Source organism: Pseudomonas sp. SDO5522_S412 (assembly GCF_054071215.1).
Window position 1 is genome coordinate 1 of sequence record NZ_JBSVWQ010000138.1, and the last position, 15,968, is coordinate 15,968.

At 59.8% G+C, this 15,968-nt stretch carries 13 protein-coding genes; 10 read left to right on the top strand and 3 right to left on the bottom strand.

Going from position 1 to position 15,968, the window contains the following annotated elements:
- Positions 1-136 precede the first annotated feature (136 nt).
- Positions 137-2,407, bottom strand: a complete 2,271-nt coding sequence (gene clpA / locus ACW9I6_RS22640; RefSeq protein WP_003219606.1) for an ATP-dependent Clp protease ATP-binding subunit ClpA — start codon at positions 2,405-2,407, stop codon at positions 137-139.
- Positions 2,408-2,436: 29 nt separating this feature from the next.
- Complete coding sequence (clpS, locus tag ACW9I6_RS22645) at positions 2,437-2,805, bottom strand: ATP-dependent Clp protease adapter ClpS (RefSeq protein ID WP_003219604.1); 369 nt, start codon at positions 2,803-2,805, stop codon at positions 2,437-2,439.
- Positions 2,806-3,029: 224 nt separating this feature from the next.
- On the opposite strand from clpS, the gene cspD reads away from it, so the two are divergent.
- Positions 3,030-3,290, top strand: coding sequence for a cold shock domain-containing protein CspD (gene cspD, locus ACW9I6_RS22650; protein WP_023658953.1), 261 nt, complete (start codon positions 3,030-3,032; stop codon positions 3,288-3,290).
- Between the two features lie 69 nt (positions 3,291-3,359).
- Here cspD and icd read toward each other — a convergent pair whose 3' ends face one another.
- Positions 3,360-4,616 carry an NADP-dependent isocitrate dehydrogenase gene (gene icd / locus ACW9I6_RS22655; protein WP_003219599.1) on the bottom strand — a complete coding sequence of 419 codons (1,257 nt, stop codon included), beginning with the start codon at positions 4,614-4,616 and terminating at the stop codon, positions 3,360-3,362.
- 494 nt (positions 4,617-5,110) lie between these two features.
- Here icd and ACW9I6_RS22660 point away from each other — a divergent pair, with 494 nt between their 5' ends.
- The 9 genes from ACW9I6_RS22660 (at position 5,111) to aceA (ending at position 15,772) form a co-directional block, all read left to right on the top strand.
- Complete coding sequence (locus tag ACW9I6_RS22660; protein WP_087693052.1) at positions 5,111-7,336, top strand: NADP-dependent isocitrate dehydrogenase; 2,226 nt, start codon at positions 5,111-5,113, stop codon at positions 7,334-7,336.
- 228 nt (positions 7,337-7,564) lie between these two features.
- The gene (locus ACW9I6_RS22665) at positions 7,565-8,011 is read left to right on the top strand and encodes an NUDIX hydrolase (RefSeq protein ID WP_457339860.1); all 447 of its coding nucleotides are present in this window, start codon (positions 7,565-7,567) and stop codon (positions 8,009-8,011) included.
- Positions 8,012-8,070: 59 nt separating this feature from the next.
- Entirely contained in the window at positions 8,071-9,195 is a 1,125-nt protein-coding gene (mnmA, locus tag ACW9I6_RS22670) for a tRNA 2-thiouridine(34) synthase MnmA (protein WP_003219588.1), read from the top strand.
- Entirely contained in the window at positions 9,192-9,815 is a 624-nt protein-coding gene (gene hflD / locus ACW9I6_RS22675) for a high frequency lysogenization protein HflD (RefSeq protein WP_003219586.1), read from the top strand. Before mnmA ends, hflD begins: the two co-directional genes overlap by 4 nt.
- Before the next feature lie 124 nt (positions 9,816-9,939).
- Positions 9,940-11,310, top strand: coding sequence for an adenylosuccinate lyase (gene purB, locus ACW9I6_RS22680; protein ID WP_003219584.1), 1,371 nt, complete (start codon positions 9,940-9,942; stop codon positions 11,308-11,310).
- An 84-nt stretch (positions 11,311-11,394) separates the two neighbouring features.
- Positions 11,395-12,561, top strand: coding sequence for a ribosomal protein uL16 3-hydroxylase (locus ACW9I6_RS22685; RefSeq protein ID WP_003219582.1), 1,167 nt, complete (start codon positions 11,395-11,397; stop codon positions 12,559-12,561).
- The gene (locus ACW9I6_RS22690; RefSeq protein ID WP_003219580.1) at positions 12,554-12,976 is read left to right on the top strand and encodes a GNAT family N-acetyltransferase; all 423 of its coding nucleotides are present in this window, start codon (positions 12,554-12,556) and stop codon (positions 12,974-12,976) included. Before ACW9I6_RS22685 ends, ACW9I6_RS22690 begins: the two co-directional genes overlap by 8 nt.
- Positions 12,977-13,215: 239 nt before the next feature.
- Positions 13,216-13,953, top strand: a complete 738-nt coding sequence (locus ACW9I6_RS22695; protein WP_457339861.1) for a secretin N-terminal domain-containing protein — start codon at positions 13,216-13,218, stop codon at positions 13,951-13,953.
- Positions 13,954-14,446: 493 nt separating this feature from the next.
- Positions 14,447-15,772 (top strand): isocitrate lyase, encoded by a 1,326-nt coding sequence (aceA, locus tag ACW9I6_RS22700; RefSeq protein WP_003219577.1) that lies wholly within the window; start codon positions 14,447-14,449, stop codon positions 15,770-15,772.
- The last annotated feature ends 196 nt before the right edge of the window (positions 15,773-15,968 follow it).

A 15,968-nucleotide genomic window follows, 5' to 3' on the forward strand; every position in this document is an offset into this window, starting at 1 on the left:
GCAGCGTGTCAGCCACTGATTGTGTCGACTGGCACACCGCATTCGCGAGCAAGCCCGCTCCCACATTTGATCTGCATCGGGTTCAAGGCAGCAAAAAGGCGCCTCTCGGCGCCTTTTTGTTTTGTTGCGTCAGCTATCAGGCCATTTCAGCCGTGGTTTCGAAGTCGAAGGTCAGCTCGCCGTCCTTCAGATCGATATGCACCACGCCACCATGGTCTGCCAGTTCGCCAAACAGGATCTCTTCCGCCAGTGGGCGCTTGATCTTGTCCTGGATCAGGCGAGCCATTGGCCGAGCGCCCATTGCCGCGTCGTAGCCACCTTCCGCCAGCCAGTTGCGCGCCGCGTCCGAGACTTCCAGCTGCACGCGCTTGTCTTCCAACTGCGCCTGGAGCTCGGTGAGGAACTTGTCCACCACGCTTTTGATGACCTCATGGCTGAGGCGACCAAACTGAATGATGGTGTCCAGGCGGTTGCGGAATTCCGGCGTGAAACTCTTCTTGATCACTTCCATGGCGTCGGAAGAGTGATCCTGATGAGTAAAGCCAATGGAAGCCCGCGCGGCCGTTTCGGCACCGGCGTTGGTGGTCATGATCACGATCACGTTGCGGAAGTCCGCCTTGCGCCCGTTGTTGTCGGTCAGGGTGCCGTGGTCCATGACCTGCAACAGCAGGTTGAAGACTTCCGGGTGCGCCTTCTCGATTTCATCGAGCAGCAGCACGCAATGTGGCTGCTTGGTGATCGCCTCGGTCAACAGGCCGCCCTGGTCGAAGCCGACATAGCCCGGAGGCGCACCGATCAGGCGCGACACGGTGTGACGCTCCATGTACTCGGACATGTCGAAACGCACCAGCTCGATCCCCATGGCCTTGGCCAATTGCCGCGCCGCTTCGGTCTTGCCGACGCCGGTAGGCCCGGCGAACAGGAACGAACCGACCGGCTTGTCCGGCGACTTGAGGCCAGCGCGGGACAGCTTGATCGCGGTGGACAGCGAGTCGATCGCCGCATCCTGACCAAACACGGTCAGCTTGAGGTCGCGCTCCAGGTTACGCAGCAGCTCCCGATCGGAGGTGTTGACGTGTTTTGGCGGAATCCGCGCGATCTTCGCCACGATATCCTCGACCTGAGGCACGTCGATGCGTTTCACACGCTTCTCTACCGGCTGCAGGCGCTGGTAGGCACCCGCCTCGTCGATCACGTCGATGGCCTTGTCCGGCATGTGCCGGTCATTGATGTAGCGCGATGCCAGCTCGGCGGCTGCACGCAGCGCCTCATCGGTGTACTCGATGCCATGGTGCGCTTCAAAGCGCCCCTTGAGCCCGCGCAGGATGCCAATGGTGTCTTCTACCGAAGGCTCGGACACATCCACTTTCTGGAAGCGGCGCGCCAGGGCGCGGTCTTTTTCGAAGATCCCGCGGAATTCCTGGAACGTGGTCGAACCGATGCAACGGATATCGCCCGAAGACAGCAGCGGCTTGAGCAGGTTCGACGCATCCATCACCCCACCGGAAGCCGCACCGGCACCGATGATGGTGTGGATTTCGTCAATGAACAGGATCGCCTGCGGGCGTTTTTTCAGCTCGCCGAGCAACGCCTTGAAGCGCTTCTCGAAATCGCCACGGTACTTGGTCCCGGCGAGCAATGCGCCCAGGTCAAGGGAGTAGACGACGCTGTTGGCCAGCAGGTCGGGCACCTGGTTATCAACAATGCGTTTGGCCAGGCCTTCGGCAATCGCGGTTTTACCCACGCCTGCCTCACCGACCAACAACGGGTTGTTCTTGCGGCGACGCGCCAGGATCTGCGCCACGCGCTCAACTTCCAGCTCACGCCCCACCAGCGGATCGATCCGCCCCTGGCGCGCCAGTTCGTTGAGGTTGCTGGCATAAGCGTCCAGCGGGTTGCTCGAAGAAGAAGACTCACCGCCCTCGTCATCCTGCATATCCTGCTCACCTTCCGAGTGATCGCCATGCCCCGGCACCTTGGAAATGCCATGGGCGATGTAGTTGACGACGTCAATGCGGGCAACGCTTTGCTGCTTTAGCAGGAATACGGCCTGGCTTTCCTGCTCGCTGAAGATCGCCACGAGCACATTGGCCCCTGTGACTTCGCGCTTGCCGGAGCTCTGTACGTGGAAAACGGCACGCTGCAGTACCCGCTGGAAGCCCAGGGTTGGCTGGGTCTCGCGGTCCTCATCATGAACGGGGATCAACGGCGTGGTGGAGTCGATAAACTCCTGCAGGTCATGCTTGAGTTTGTCGAGATTGGCACCACACGCACGCAGTACGGTGGCGGCAGCTTCGTTATCCAAAAGTGCCAGCAGCAGGTGTTCGACGGTCATGAATTCATGACGCTTCGAACGGGCCTCCTTGAAGGCAAGATTGAGGGTGACTTCGAGCTCGCGGTTTAACATAGCTTCACCTCATACCCAAGTGGTCGGAGTTAACCGTCCTTCTCGATTTCACAGAGTAGCGGATGCTGGCTTTCCCTGGCGTACTGGTTGACCTGCATGGCCTTTGTCTCGGCGATGTCGCGGGTAAACACTCCACATACTGCCCGTCCTTCTGTGTGAACGGCCAGCATTACCTTGGTCGCCAACTCGCGGTTCAGGTTAAAAAACACCTCGAGTACTTCGACGACGAAATCCATCGGTGTGTAGTCATCATTGAACAAAACCACCTTGTACATCGGCGGCGCCTGTAAAGCAGGCTTGGCCTCCTGGACAGCAATGCCTGCAGAACCGTCGTCGTCTTCTTGATGATCCGGGCGATCCTGATTGAATGTTAGTCGAATCTGGCTGATTGCATGCATGGAAAGAAAGGTTCGTCAGTGGTTCAAATACAGTGGTGGGGGCGACCTGTCAGAATTTCAACTCTGACCGACTGGTCGCCTTGACTATCGGCAAATCAGTGTTACAACCAATAGAACCCACAGTGGGTAAAAAAGGTCCGCGCAGTCAACCTTATTTATTCGGGTTAGGACGGATAAACTGGATGATACTCCAGTGATGGAGTCTGGTGCAGAGGGATATGGGCATGGCGAGCGGTAAGGTCAAGTGGTTCAACAATGCCAAGGGTTACGGCTTCATCAACGAAGACGACAAGACTGACGACCTATTTGCGCATTACTCGGCTATCCAAATGGATGGCTACAAGACACTAAAGGCAGGGCAACCGGTTTCCTTCGACATCATTCAGGGACCCAAGGGCTTGCACGCAGTGAATATCAGCGCTCCAGTCAGCGCCACTACCCCCAAAGAGGGCGTCGCTCAAAAATCAAAAAGACAACTGGCCTGATCAGCCACTGAGCAAACGCTCTAAAAAAAACCGGCCCATAAGGCCGGTTTTTTACGCCTCTGTATCAGCTTACATATGCGAAATCAGCGCATCCCCGAACGCCGACGACGACAGCAACTTGGCGCCGTCCATCAAGCGGTGGAAGTCATAGGTCACGGTCTTGGCCGAAATTGCGCCGTTGGTGCCCTTGATGATCAGGTCGGCCGCTTCGGTCCAGCCCATGTGGCGCAACATCATTTCCGCCGACAGGATCAGCGAACCCGGGTTGACCTGGTCCTTGCCGGCATACTTCGGCGCAGTACCGTGGGTGGCTTCGAACATCGCCACGGTGTCGGACAGGTTGGCGCCCGGCGCAATACCGATACCGCCCACTTCCGCCGCCAGGGCGTCGGACAGATAGTCACCGTTAAGATTAAGGGTGGCGATCACGTCGTATTCCGCCGGGCGCAGCAGGATCTGCTGGAGCATGGCGTCGGCAATGGCGTCCTTGACCACCACATTCTTGCCGGTGCGCGGGTTCTTGAATTGCATCCACGGGCCGCCATCCAACAGGGTCGCACCGAACTCTTCGGCCGCCACTTCGTAGGCCCACTCCTTGAAGGCACCTTCGGTGAACTTCATGATGTTGCCTTTGTGCACAATGGTCAGCGAGTCGCGGTCGTTATCCACGACATACTGCAAGGCCTTGCGCGCCAGGCGCTTGGTGCCTTCCAGGGACACCGGCTTGATGCCGATCCCGCAGTTCTGGTCGAAACGGATCTTGGTGACGCCCATCTCTTCCTTCAGGAACTTGATGACCTTGATCGCTTCCGGGGAGCCGGCTTTCCACTCGATGCCGGCGTAAATATCCTCGGAGTTCTCGCGGAAGATGGTCATGTCCACATCGCCTGGCTTCTTGACCGGGCTTGGCACGCCTTCGAACCAGCGCACCGGGCGCAGGCACACGTAAAGGTCGAGCTGTTGGCGCAGGGCCACGTTCAGCGAACGGATACCGCCACCGACTGGGGTGGTCAGCGGGCCCTTGATGGAAACCACGTAGTCCTTGACCGCATCCAGGGTTTCCTGGGGCAGCCAGGTGTCCTGGTCGTAAACCTGGGTGGCCTTTTCGCCGGCATACACCTCCATCCAGGAGATTTTGCGCTTGCCGCCATAAGCCTTGTTAACAGCTGCATCGACCACCTTGATCATCACCGGGCTGATGTCGACGCCAATACCGTCACCCTCGATGAAGGGGATGATCGGGTTGTCAGGAACATTGAGAGAATGGTCTGCATTGACGGTGATTTTGTCGCCGACTGCCGGAACCTGAATCTTCTTGTATCCCATGCTGAACTCCATCTATGGATTGAACATCTGGCTGCGTTCGAGCCTACTCCAGATAAATGAGGACTGAAACCTCAGGCCCTGCACATTTGCGTCGAAAACAGCACATTTAGCGGCCTACAAGCTTGAAAGCAAAGGGAAAAGCGCCAATCTTGAGCACATCATGCGACTTTAGGCGCAACCCGCTGCCTGCGACCTTTAGACCAATGGACGACACACCTTTTGTATGAAGGCTCGGCGTAAGCATAGCGACCTATGTATAATGCCGCCGCTGACCAAAGAGTCACGACGGCCGACCGCTCTAGACAGACGCCCTCCGCCAGAAAAGCCGAGCTACTACAGTAGCTCACCCGCTTGACGCTCGACTGATGCAACCCAACATCACCGCGAAGAAACTTCGACATTTCGCTCATGGATGACTTTGAACGAACGCGCTTTACCCGGCGCATCTCGAGTTTCTGCGCATGCTTTCAGCAAAGAAGAGAGTTAATCCGAATATGCCCACCCGCTCGAAGATCATCTACACCTTCACCGACGAAGCACCAGCCCTCGCCACCTATTCACTGCTGCCTATCGTAGAGGCCTTCACCGCTTCCGCTGATATTGCCGTGGAAACCCGCGACATTTCCCTGGCCGCGCGCATCCTCGCAAGCTTCCCCGAGCAACTGGGCGCCAAGGCCGTGCCGGACCACCTCGCCGAACTGGGCGACCTGGCCGTTACCCCTGAAGCCAACATCATCAAGCTGCCGAACATCAGTGCCTCGACCCCTCAGCTGCAAGCTGCGATCAAGGAACTGCAGGCCCAGGGCTACGCCCTGCCGGACTACCCGGAAACCGTAACCACCGACGCGGAAAAAGAAACCCGTGCACGTTACGACAAGGTCAAGGGCAGCGCCGTGAACCCGGTACTGCGCGAAGGCAACTCCGACCGCCGCGCCCCGCTGTCGGTCAAGAACTACGCTCGCAAGCACCCGCACAAAATGGGTGCCTGGGCTGCCGACTCCAAGTCCCACGTTGCCCACATGAGCAACGGCGACTTCTACGGCAGCGAGAAAGCCGTTCAGATCGAAGGCGCTGATGCCGTCAAGATCGAACTGATCGCCAAGGACGGTACTGCTACCGTCCTGAAGGAAAAAACCAGCGTACAAGCTGGCGAGATCATCGACACCGCCGTGCTGAGCAAGAAAGCCCTGCGCAGCTTCATCGCCGCTGAAATCGAAGACGCCAAGAAACAAGGCGTGCTGCTGTCGGTTCACCTGAAAGCCACCATGATGAAGGTTTCCGACCCGATCATGTTCGGCCAGATCGTTGCCGAGTTCTATAAAGACGCACTGGCCAAGCACGCTGTGGTGCTGGAGCAGATCGGCTTCAACCTGAACAACGGCATCGGCGACCTGTACGCTCGCATCAAGGCCCTGCCGGCCGATCAGCAAGCGCAGATCGAAGCCGACATCCAGGCGGTATACGCTGCTCGCCCTTCCCTGGCGATGGTCAACTCCGACAAAGGCATCACCAACCTGCACGTGCCGAGCGACGTCATCGTCGACGCATCGATGCCTGCCATGATCCGTGACTCCGGCAAGATGTGGGGCACCGACGGCCAGCTGCACGACACCAAGGCGGTGATCCCGGATCGCTGCTACGCCACTATCTACCAGGCAGTGATCGAAGACTGCAAGGCCAATGGCGCCTTCGACCCAACCACCATGGGCAGCGTGCCAAACGTTGGCCTGATGGCGAAAAAAGCCGAAGAGTACGGCTCCCACGACAAGACCTTCCAGATCAAGGCTGACGGCGTAGTCCGCGTCACCGACAGCAAGGGCAACCTGCTGATGGAACAGGCTGTTGAAGCCGGCGACATCTTCCGCATGTGCCAGACCAAAGACGCGCCGATCCAGGACTGGGTCAAACTGGCCGTCAACCGCGCCCGCGCCAGCAACACCCCGGCCATCTTCTGGCTGGACCCACAGCGCGCGCACGATGGCGTCGTGGTCGAGAAAGTTCAGGCTTACCTGAAAGACCACAACACCGAAGGCCTGGACATCCGCATCATGTCGCCGGTCGACGCGATGAAGTTCACCCTGGAGCGTACCCGCAAGGGCCTGGACACCATCTCGGTGACCGGCAACGTTCTGCGCGACTACCTGACCGACCTGTTCCCGATCATGGAACTGGGCACCAGCGCCAAGATGCTGTCGATCGTGCCGCTGATGAACGGTGGCGGCCTGTTCGAAACCGGCGCTGGCGGCTCGGCTCCGAAGCACGTGCAGCAACTGGTTGAAGAGAACTTCCTGCGCTGGGATTCCCTGGGCGAGTTCCTCGCCCTGGCCGCATCCCTCGAACATTTGGGTGTGACGTACAACAACCCGAAAGCCCTGGTACTATCCAAGACCCTGGACCAGGCCACCGGCCAGTTCCTCGACAACAACAAGTCGCCATCGCGCAAAGTCGGCAACATCGACAACCGCGGCAGCCACTTCTACCTGGCGCTGTACTGGGCTCAAGCCCTGGCGGCCCAGACCGAAGACACTGCATTGCAAGCGCAGTTTGGCGAACTGGCCAAGACCCTGACCGCGAATGAGGCAACCATCGTTGCCGAGCTCAACGCTGTCCAGGGCAAGCCAGTGGACATCGGTGGCTACTACGCACCGAACGCCGAGCTGACCAGCAAGGCCATGCGCCCAAGCGCCACCCTCAACGCGGCAATCGCTGCGCTGGTGTAAGGTTGTAAGGATGCAAAGAAGCCCCGGCCCTGTGCCGGGGTTTCTGTTTCTGGACATGGCGCTTTTATTGAAGAAACCCAATCAAAATGTGGGAGCGGGCTTGCTCGCGAATGCGGTGGATCAGTCAATACCTCTTTAACTGACACGCCGTATTCGCGAGCAAGCCCGCTCCCACACTGAATGCAATCGCGCCTGAAGACAGCGTTACACCTTGAATCGAGGCACTTTATGACCTGGCTACCTCACATCACCGTCGCCACCATCGTCGAAGACAACGGCCGCTTCCTGATGGTCGAAGAACTCAAGGGCGGCCGCGCCGTGCTCAACCAGCCCGCCGGTCACCTCGACCCGAACGAAACCCTGACCGAGGCCGCCGTGCGCGAAACCCTCGAAGAGACCGGCTGGGACGTCGAAGCCACCGGGGTTGTAGGGATTTACCTGTACACCGCTCCCAGCAATGGCGTGACCTATCAGCGCGTATGCTTCATCGCCAAGGCCCTGCAACACCACCCGGACTACCCACTGGACGACGGTATTCTGCGCGCCCGCTGGCTGACCCGTGACGAATTGATGGCCCTGCGCGAAGACTGGCGCAGCGAGCTGATTATCCGCTGCATCGACGATTATCTGGCCGGCCAGCGCCACAGCCTCGAATTGATCCGCCCTTCTCTTTAGCCTTGCAGACGCGAGCCTGCTAGAATCGCGTCCTTTTTAAAGACTCCCGTTGAAATCCTATGCGTGATCCAGCCCCTTCTGACACACAAAAGAAGCGCGTCATCGTCGGTATGTCCGGCGGCGTGGATTCTTCCGTTTCCGCCGTTCTGCTCATGGAGCAGGGTTATGAGGTGGAAGGCCTGTTCATGAAGAACTGGGAAGAAGACGATGGAACGGAATATTGCACCGCCATGGACGACTTGGCGGATGCCCAGGCCGTCTGCGACAAAATCGGCATCAAGCTGCACACCGCCAACTTCGCCGCCGAGTACTGGGACAACGTGTTCGAGCACTTCCTGGCCGAATACAAGGCCGGTCGCACGCCGAACCCGGACATCCTGTGTAACCGCGAGATCAAGTTCAAGGCGTTCCTCGACTACGCGATGATCCTCGGTGCCGATCTGATTGCTACTGGCCACTACGTGCGCCGTCGCGACATCGATGGCCGCACCGAGCTGCTCAAGGGCCTGGACGCCAACAAGGACCAGAGCTACTTCCTGCACGCCGTCGGCGGCGAACAGATCGCCAAGACACTGTTCCCGGTGGGCGAGCTGGAAAAGCCCGAAGTGCGCGCCATTGCCGAGAAACACGGCCTGGCCACCGCCAAGAAGAAGGATTCCACCGGGATCTGCTTTATCGGCGAGCGCCGTTTCAGCGACTTCCTCAAACAGTACCTGCCGGCGCAACCGGGCGAGATCAAGACCACCGAAGGCGAGATCATCGGCCGTCACCACGGCTTGATGTACCACACCATCGGCCAGCGCCAGGGCCTGGGCATCGGCGGCTTGAAAGACGCCGGCGAAGAGCCGTGGTACGTGCTGGTCAAGGACCTCGAGCACAACGAGCTGATCGTGGGCCAGGGCAATGACCACCCATGGCTGTTCTCCCGTGCCCTGCTGGCCTCGGACATCTACTGGGTCAACCCGGTGGACCTCAGCAGCCCGCGCCGCCTCACGGCCAAAGTGCGCTATCGCCAGAGCGACCAGCCCTGCACCCTGGAAAAAACCGCCACCGGCTATCGCGCCACCTTCGACGACCCGCAGCGCGCCGTAACACCGGGCCAATCGGTAGTGTTCTATGACGGAGAGATTTGCCTGGGGGGCGGTGTGATCGAAGTTGCCGAACCCTGGAGCAGCCAGGCATGAGCCCGACCCAGGAGCAACTGACGGCACTGGGCGGCGTGTTTCTCGCCGCGGTGCTGGTGGACAAGATCGCCAAGACCGGCCAGGTCACCGAGGCCGGCCTGACCTGCATGCTCGGCAGCCTGCTGATCCGCGACCCGAAGGACACCCTGGAAGTGTACGGCGGCGACGACCTGGCCCTGCGCGAAGGTTATCGCGCACTGGTCGGCGCCCTCGAGCGCGACCCAAGCACCTTGCAGCGCGAGCCGCTGCGCTACGCCCTGTCGATGCTCGGCCTGGAGCGTCAATTGGCCAAGCGCGACGACCTGCTGGACACCATCGGCAAGCGCCTGCCGCAGATCCAGTCCCAGGTCGAGCATTTTGGCCCGGCCCACGAAAACGTGATCGCAGCCTGTGGCGCCCTGTACCAGGACACCCTGAGCACCTTGCGCCAGCGGATCCAGGTGCACGGCGATATGCGCAACCTGCAACAACCGAACAACGCCTCGAAAATCCGCGCCCTGCTGTTGGCCGGTATTCGTTCGGCGCGGTTATGGCGCCAATTGGGCGGTCATCGCTGGCAGTTGGTGGTCAGCCGACGCAAATTGCTGAAAGAGCTTTACCCGTTGATGCGCAACGAATAAGTCGCAGCAACCGATTTTTTTATAGCCCCACGCGTAATACGCCGGTCAGTTGGCAACGGACCGGCGGATTTTTTCATGTATGATACGCGCCCCATTTCGTTGCCCGACTGTCCGAGAACACCCCATGCAGCTTTCTTCGCTCACTGCGGTTTCCCCTGTTGACGGCCGCTACGCCGGCAAAACCCAGGCCCTGCGCCCTATTTTCAGCGAATACGGCTTGATCCGTGCTCGTGTTCTGGTTGAAGTGCGCTGGCTCCAGCGCCTGGCCGCTCACCCTGGCATCAGCGAAGTGCCGGCGTTCTCTGCCGAAGCCAACGCTGTGCTGAACGCCCTGGCGGAAAACTTCGCTCTGGAGCACGCCGAGCGTGTCAAAGAGATCGAGCGCACCACCAACCACGACGTTAAAGCCATCGAATACCTGCTCAAAGAGCAAGCGGCCAAGCTGCCGGAACTGGCCAAGGTCAGCGAGTTCATCCACTTTGCCTGCACCAGCGAGGACATCAACAACCTGTCCCACGCCCTGATGCTGCGCGAAGGCCGTGATGACGTGATGCTGCCACTGATGCGCCAGACTGCCGACGCCATCCGCGAACTGGCGATCCGTTTCGCCGACGTTCCGATGCTGTCGCGCACCCACGGCCAGCCGGCTTCGCCGACCACCCTGGGTAAAGAACTGGCCAACGTGGTGTACCGCCTGGAGCGCCAGATCGCTCAAGTCGCGGCCGTACCGCTGCTGGGCAAGATCAACGGCGCCGTAGGCAACTACAACGCCCACCTGTCGGCCTATCCTGAGATCGACTGGGAAGAAAACGCCCGCGCCTTCATCGAAGACGAACTGGGCCTGGGTTTCAACCCGTACACCACGCAAATCGAACCCCACGACTACATCGCCGAGCTGTTCGACGCGATTGCGCGCTTCAATACCATCCTGATCGACTTCGATCGCGATATCTGGGGCTACATCTCCCTGGGCTACTTCAAGCAGCGCACCATTGCCGGCGAAATCGGTTCATCGACCATGCCGCACAAGGTCAACCCGATCGACTTCGAAAACTCCGAAGGCAACCTCGGGATCGCCAACGCCCTGTTCCAGCACCTGGCCAGCAAGTTGCCAATCTCCCGCTGGCAGCGCGACCTGACCGACTCCACCGTACTGCGCAACCTCGGCGTGGGCTTCGCCCACAGCGTGATCGCGTACGAAGCCAGCCTCAAAGGCATCAGCAAACTGGAGCTCAACGAGCAGAAGATCGCCGCCGACCTGGACGCTTGCTGGGAAGTCCTGGCCGAGCCGATCCAGACCGTGATGCGCCGCTACAACATCGAAAACCCGTACGAGAAGCTCAAAGAGCTGACCCGCGGCAAGGGCATCACCTCCGAAGCGCTGCAAACTTTCATTGACGGCCTGGACATGCCAGCCGCCGCCAAGGCCGAGCTGAAACTGCTCACCCCGGCCAACTACATCGGCAACGCTGTGGCTCAAGCCAAACGCATCTGATAGAAGCTTGACCCCTTGAGACGCCCGGCAGCGCCGGGCGTTTTTATTCCCGTCTGAAAAGTGCTTTTTTTCAATAGGTTACACATGAATCCTGACATTCCTCTTCAACTTCTGGGCGGCATCACGGCACGGGAATTCCTGCGCGACTACTGGCAGAAAAAACCCCTGCTGATCCGCCAGGCCATCCCTGACTTCGAAAGCCCGATCGACGCCGACGAACTGGCCGGCCTGGCGCTGGAAGAAGAAGTCGAGTCGCGCCTGATCATCGAACACGGCGAACGCCCGTGGGAGTTGCGCCGCGGCCCGTTCGCCGAAGATGCCTTCAGCACCCTGCCCGAGCGCGAGTGGACCCTGCTGGTGCAGGCGGTCGACCAGTTCGTGCCGGAAGTGGCCGAACTGCTGGAAAACTTCCGCTTCCTGCCAAGCTGGCGCATTGACGATGTGATGATCAGCTACGCCGCCCCGGGTGGCAGCGTGGGCCCGCACTTCGACAACTACGACGTGTTCCTGCTGCAAGGTTCCGGCAAGCGCAACTGGAAGATCGGCCAGATGTGCAACTCCGAAAGCCCCCTGCTGCAACACGCGGACCTGCGCATCCTCGCTGAATTCGAAGAGACCGCCGAATGGGTGCTGGAACCGGGCGACATGCTCTACCTGCCGCCCCGCCTGGCCCACTGCGGCGTGGCCGTGGATGATTGCATGACCTACTCCGTAGGCTTCCGCGCCCCGAGCGCCGCTGAAGTGCTGACCCACTTCACCGACTTCCTCAGCCAGTACCTGACTGACGAAGAGCGCTACACCGACGCCGATGCCCAGCCGGTCAGCGACCCGCACCAGATCCAGGGCGACGCCCTCGACCGCCTGAAAAGCCTGCTGGCCGAGCACATGAGCGACGAGCGCATGCTGCTGACCTGGTTCGGCCAGTTCATGACCGAGCCGCGCTACCCGGAACTGGTCGCCGGCCCGGAAGTGGAAGAAGAAGACCTGCTGGGCAGCCTGGAAAACGGCGCCGTGCTGATCCGCAACCCGAGCGCCCGCCTGGCCTGGTCCGAAGTCGACGACGACCTGCTGCTGTTCGCCAGCGGCCAGAGCCGCCTGTTGCCGGGCAAGCTGCGGGAACTGCTGAAGCTGGTGTGCGCCGCCGACGCCCTGCACATCGACAACCTCGGCCCATGGCTGGCGGATGAAGATGGCTGCGCCCTGCTGTGGGAACTGGTCAAGCAAGGGAGCCTGGGGTTTGCCGATGAATAAGATTCACGTAAGTGTCGCGGACTGGCAAAAGGATATCGCCGAGATACGGCGCATTCGTGAAGCGGTATTTATCGCTGAACAATCGGTTCCACCGGAGCTGGAATGGGATGCAGACGACGCGAGTGCCGTGCATTTCCTGGCGTTCGAAGGCGACTTTCCCATCGGTACTGCACGCCTGCTGCCTACCGGCGAGATCGGCCGCGTGTCGGTTCTCAAGGACTGGCGCGGCCTGAAGGTCGGCGACAAGCTGATGGAAGCGGTGATCGGCGTGGCCGAGAAACGCGGCCAGACCCGGCAGATCCTCAGTGCACAGGTCCATGCGGCGCCATTTTATGAGCGCCTGGGCTTCAAGATTGTCAGCGATGAGTTCCTGGAAGTCGGGATTCCTCACGTTGATATGGTGCGCGAGGGCTGATCCGAGACCGCGCCGCGCCCTTCGCAGGCAAGCCAGCTCCCACATTCGATCCAGTACATCCTTTGGAATGAGGTCAAATGTGGGAGCGGGCTTGCTCGCGAAGGCGCCATCAGCAACACCTCAAAAGGCCCTGCCATCCCCCGATGCCAGGGCCTTTTGCCGTCCAGGATTCAACTTGCACCCCGCCAGGCCGACAAACTGGCAATATCTAGCCTAAATGACTCGCAGAGATAACGGACATGTCCCTACGCACCCTGCTCACCCTGTTGCTCCTGGCCACCAGTTTCTCGGTGATGGCCGCCACCGAAGTCGTGCCCCTGAGCAACCGCACCAGCGCCGACCTGCTGCCGGTGGCGCAGAACTTTATCGGCAAGGACGGCACCGTCAGCGCCTACGGCAACCAATTGATCGTGAATGCCGAGCCCGACAAGATCCAGGGCCTGCGCGCCCTGCTCGCGCAACTGGATACGCCTTCCAAACGCCTGTTGATCACCGTCGACACCAACGAAAACAACCAGCAGAGCAACGGCAACAATCAAACACAGGTCATCACCTACAGCACCGAAAGCCGTGACGGCGGGATCCAGCAGATCCAGGCCAGCGAAGGCGTGCCCGCGCTGATCCAGGTCGGCCAGAGCGTGCCCCTCACCACCACCCAGCCCGATGCCTACGGCCGCCCGCAGAACCAGACCCAGTATCGCAACGTAACCCAGGGCTTTTACGTGACGGCCAGCGTCACCGGCGAGACCGTTCACCTGAGCATCAGTACCAATCGTGACCGCATGAGCCAGGAACGTCCCGATGTAGTGAACGTGCAAAGTACCGACACAACTGTCAGCGGACGCCTGGGCGAGTGGATCACCCTGGCCGGTATCAACCGCCAGACCCAGGCCGACAAAACCACTACAACCCGCAGCTACTCTACTCAAGGGCGCGATGACCTGACATTGCGGGTCAAAGTCGACACGCTGAACTGAAGCACCAAAAACTGACTGGCGAGTCGTATTAGACCAAAGATGTAGTGCTTGAAAAAAAGCACTACAAAACATTTGACGATCCAAAAAAGCATGGGCATGATGGCCTCGCTCCCGCTAATCAGGGGCCCTGGCAAGGGCCTTCGGATCGTCGCTCAAAGCCACCCACCTGAGCCGATTCGTGTCTGTACCGCCCACAAGGTGTGTTTGACGAGGTTGCGACTGGAACGAAGTTGTCCCGAGGGACGGAAGCTAACCAGGTAACCCGGCAACACACTGATGGATCGTACAAAGGCCCACGACGCCCGAAGACTGTTCGCAGTTCGCCCTTACCTGCTCAACTCCCCCTTGAGCCACTCGTTCATCCCGTCGCCTTCCCCGCCGAGCCTGACTTGACCGCCTAAGCTTCTGGTCAGCGAGCAGCCATAACCACGCACTGATACGTGGCTGGCAAATGGAATTTTCCACCTAGACCTATGCGACGAGGTTTTTCCCCATGGCACTGACACGCGAACAGCAAATTGCAGCCCTTGAAAAAGACTGGGCTGAAAACCCACGCTGGAAAGGCGTGACCCGCGCTTATTCCGCTGCTGACGTCGTCCGCCTGCGTGGCTCGGTTCAACCTGAGCACACCTTTGCAAAACTCGGCGCCGAGAAGCTGTGGAAGCTGGTCACCCAGGGTGCCAAGCCGTCCTTCCGTCCCGAAAAAGATTTCGTCAACTGCATGGGCGCCCTGACTGGCGGCCAAGCGGTTCAACAGGTCAAAGCCGGTATCCAGGCGATCTACCTGTCTGGCTGGCAAGTGGCAGCGGACAACAACTCCGCTGAATCCATGTACCCCGACCAATCGCTGTACCCGGTGGACTCCGTGCCAACCGTGGTCAAGCGCATCAACAACTCGTTCCGCCGTGCCGACCAGATCCAGTGGAAAGCCGGTAAAGGCCCGGGCGATGAAGGCTACATCGACTACTTCGCACCGATCGTTGCAGACGCTGAAGCCGGTTTCGGTGGCGTACTGAACGCCTACGAGCTGATGAAGAGCATGATCGAGGCAGGCGCTGCCGGCGTTCACTTCGAAGACCAGCTGGCTTCGGTGAAGAAATGCGGCCACATGGGCGGCAAGGTACTGGTTCCAACCCAGGAAGCTGTTCAAAAGCTGACGGCTGCTCGTCTGGCTGCTGACGTTGCTGGCACTCCGACCATCATCCTGGCCCGTACCGATGCCAACGCGGCTGATTTGCTGACCTCGGATTGCGACCCGTACGACCAGCCGTTCGTGACTGGCGAACGTACCCAGGAAGGTTTCTATAAAGTGCGCGCCGGTCTCGACCAGGCGATCGCTCGTGGCCTGGCCTACGCGCCGTACGCCGACCTGATCTGGTGCGAAACTGCCAAGCCGGACCTCGACGAAGCCCGCCGCTTTGCCGAAGCCATCAAGAAGGAATACCCGGATCAACTGCTGTCCTACAACTGCTCGCCTTCCTTCAACTGGAAGAAGAACCTGGACGACGCGACCATCGCCAAGTTCCAGCGTGAACTGTCTGCCATGGGCTACAAGCACCAATTCATCACCCTGGCCGGCATTCACAACATGTGGCACAGCATGTTCAACCTGGCGCACGACTACGCCCGCAACGACATGACTGCCTACGTGAAGCTGCAGGAACAAGAGTTCGCTGATGCTGCCAAGGGTTACACCTTTGTGGCGCACCAGCAGGAAGTGGGCACCGGTTACTTCGACGACATGACCACCGTGATCCAGGGCGGCACCTCGTCCGTGACTGCGCTGACCGGTTCGACCGAAGAAGAGCAGTTCCACTAAGTACTGAGTACACGGCCACTGCGGCCCCACGGAAGACCTAACCGCAGTGCCGCACAGTAATCACGCCCCGACTGGTTCGGGGCGTTTTTTTTGCACTGATGAAACCCTGCCTGACACAACACAGATCAAAATGTGGGAGCGGGCTTGCTCGCGAATGCGGTGTATCAGTCAACAGATTCATTGGCTGACCCACTGC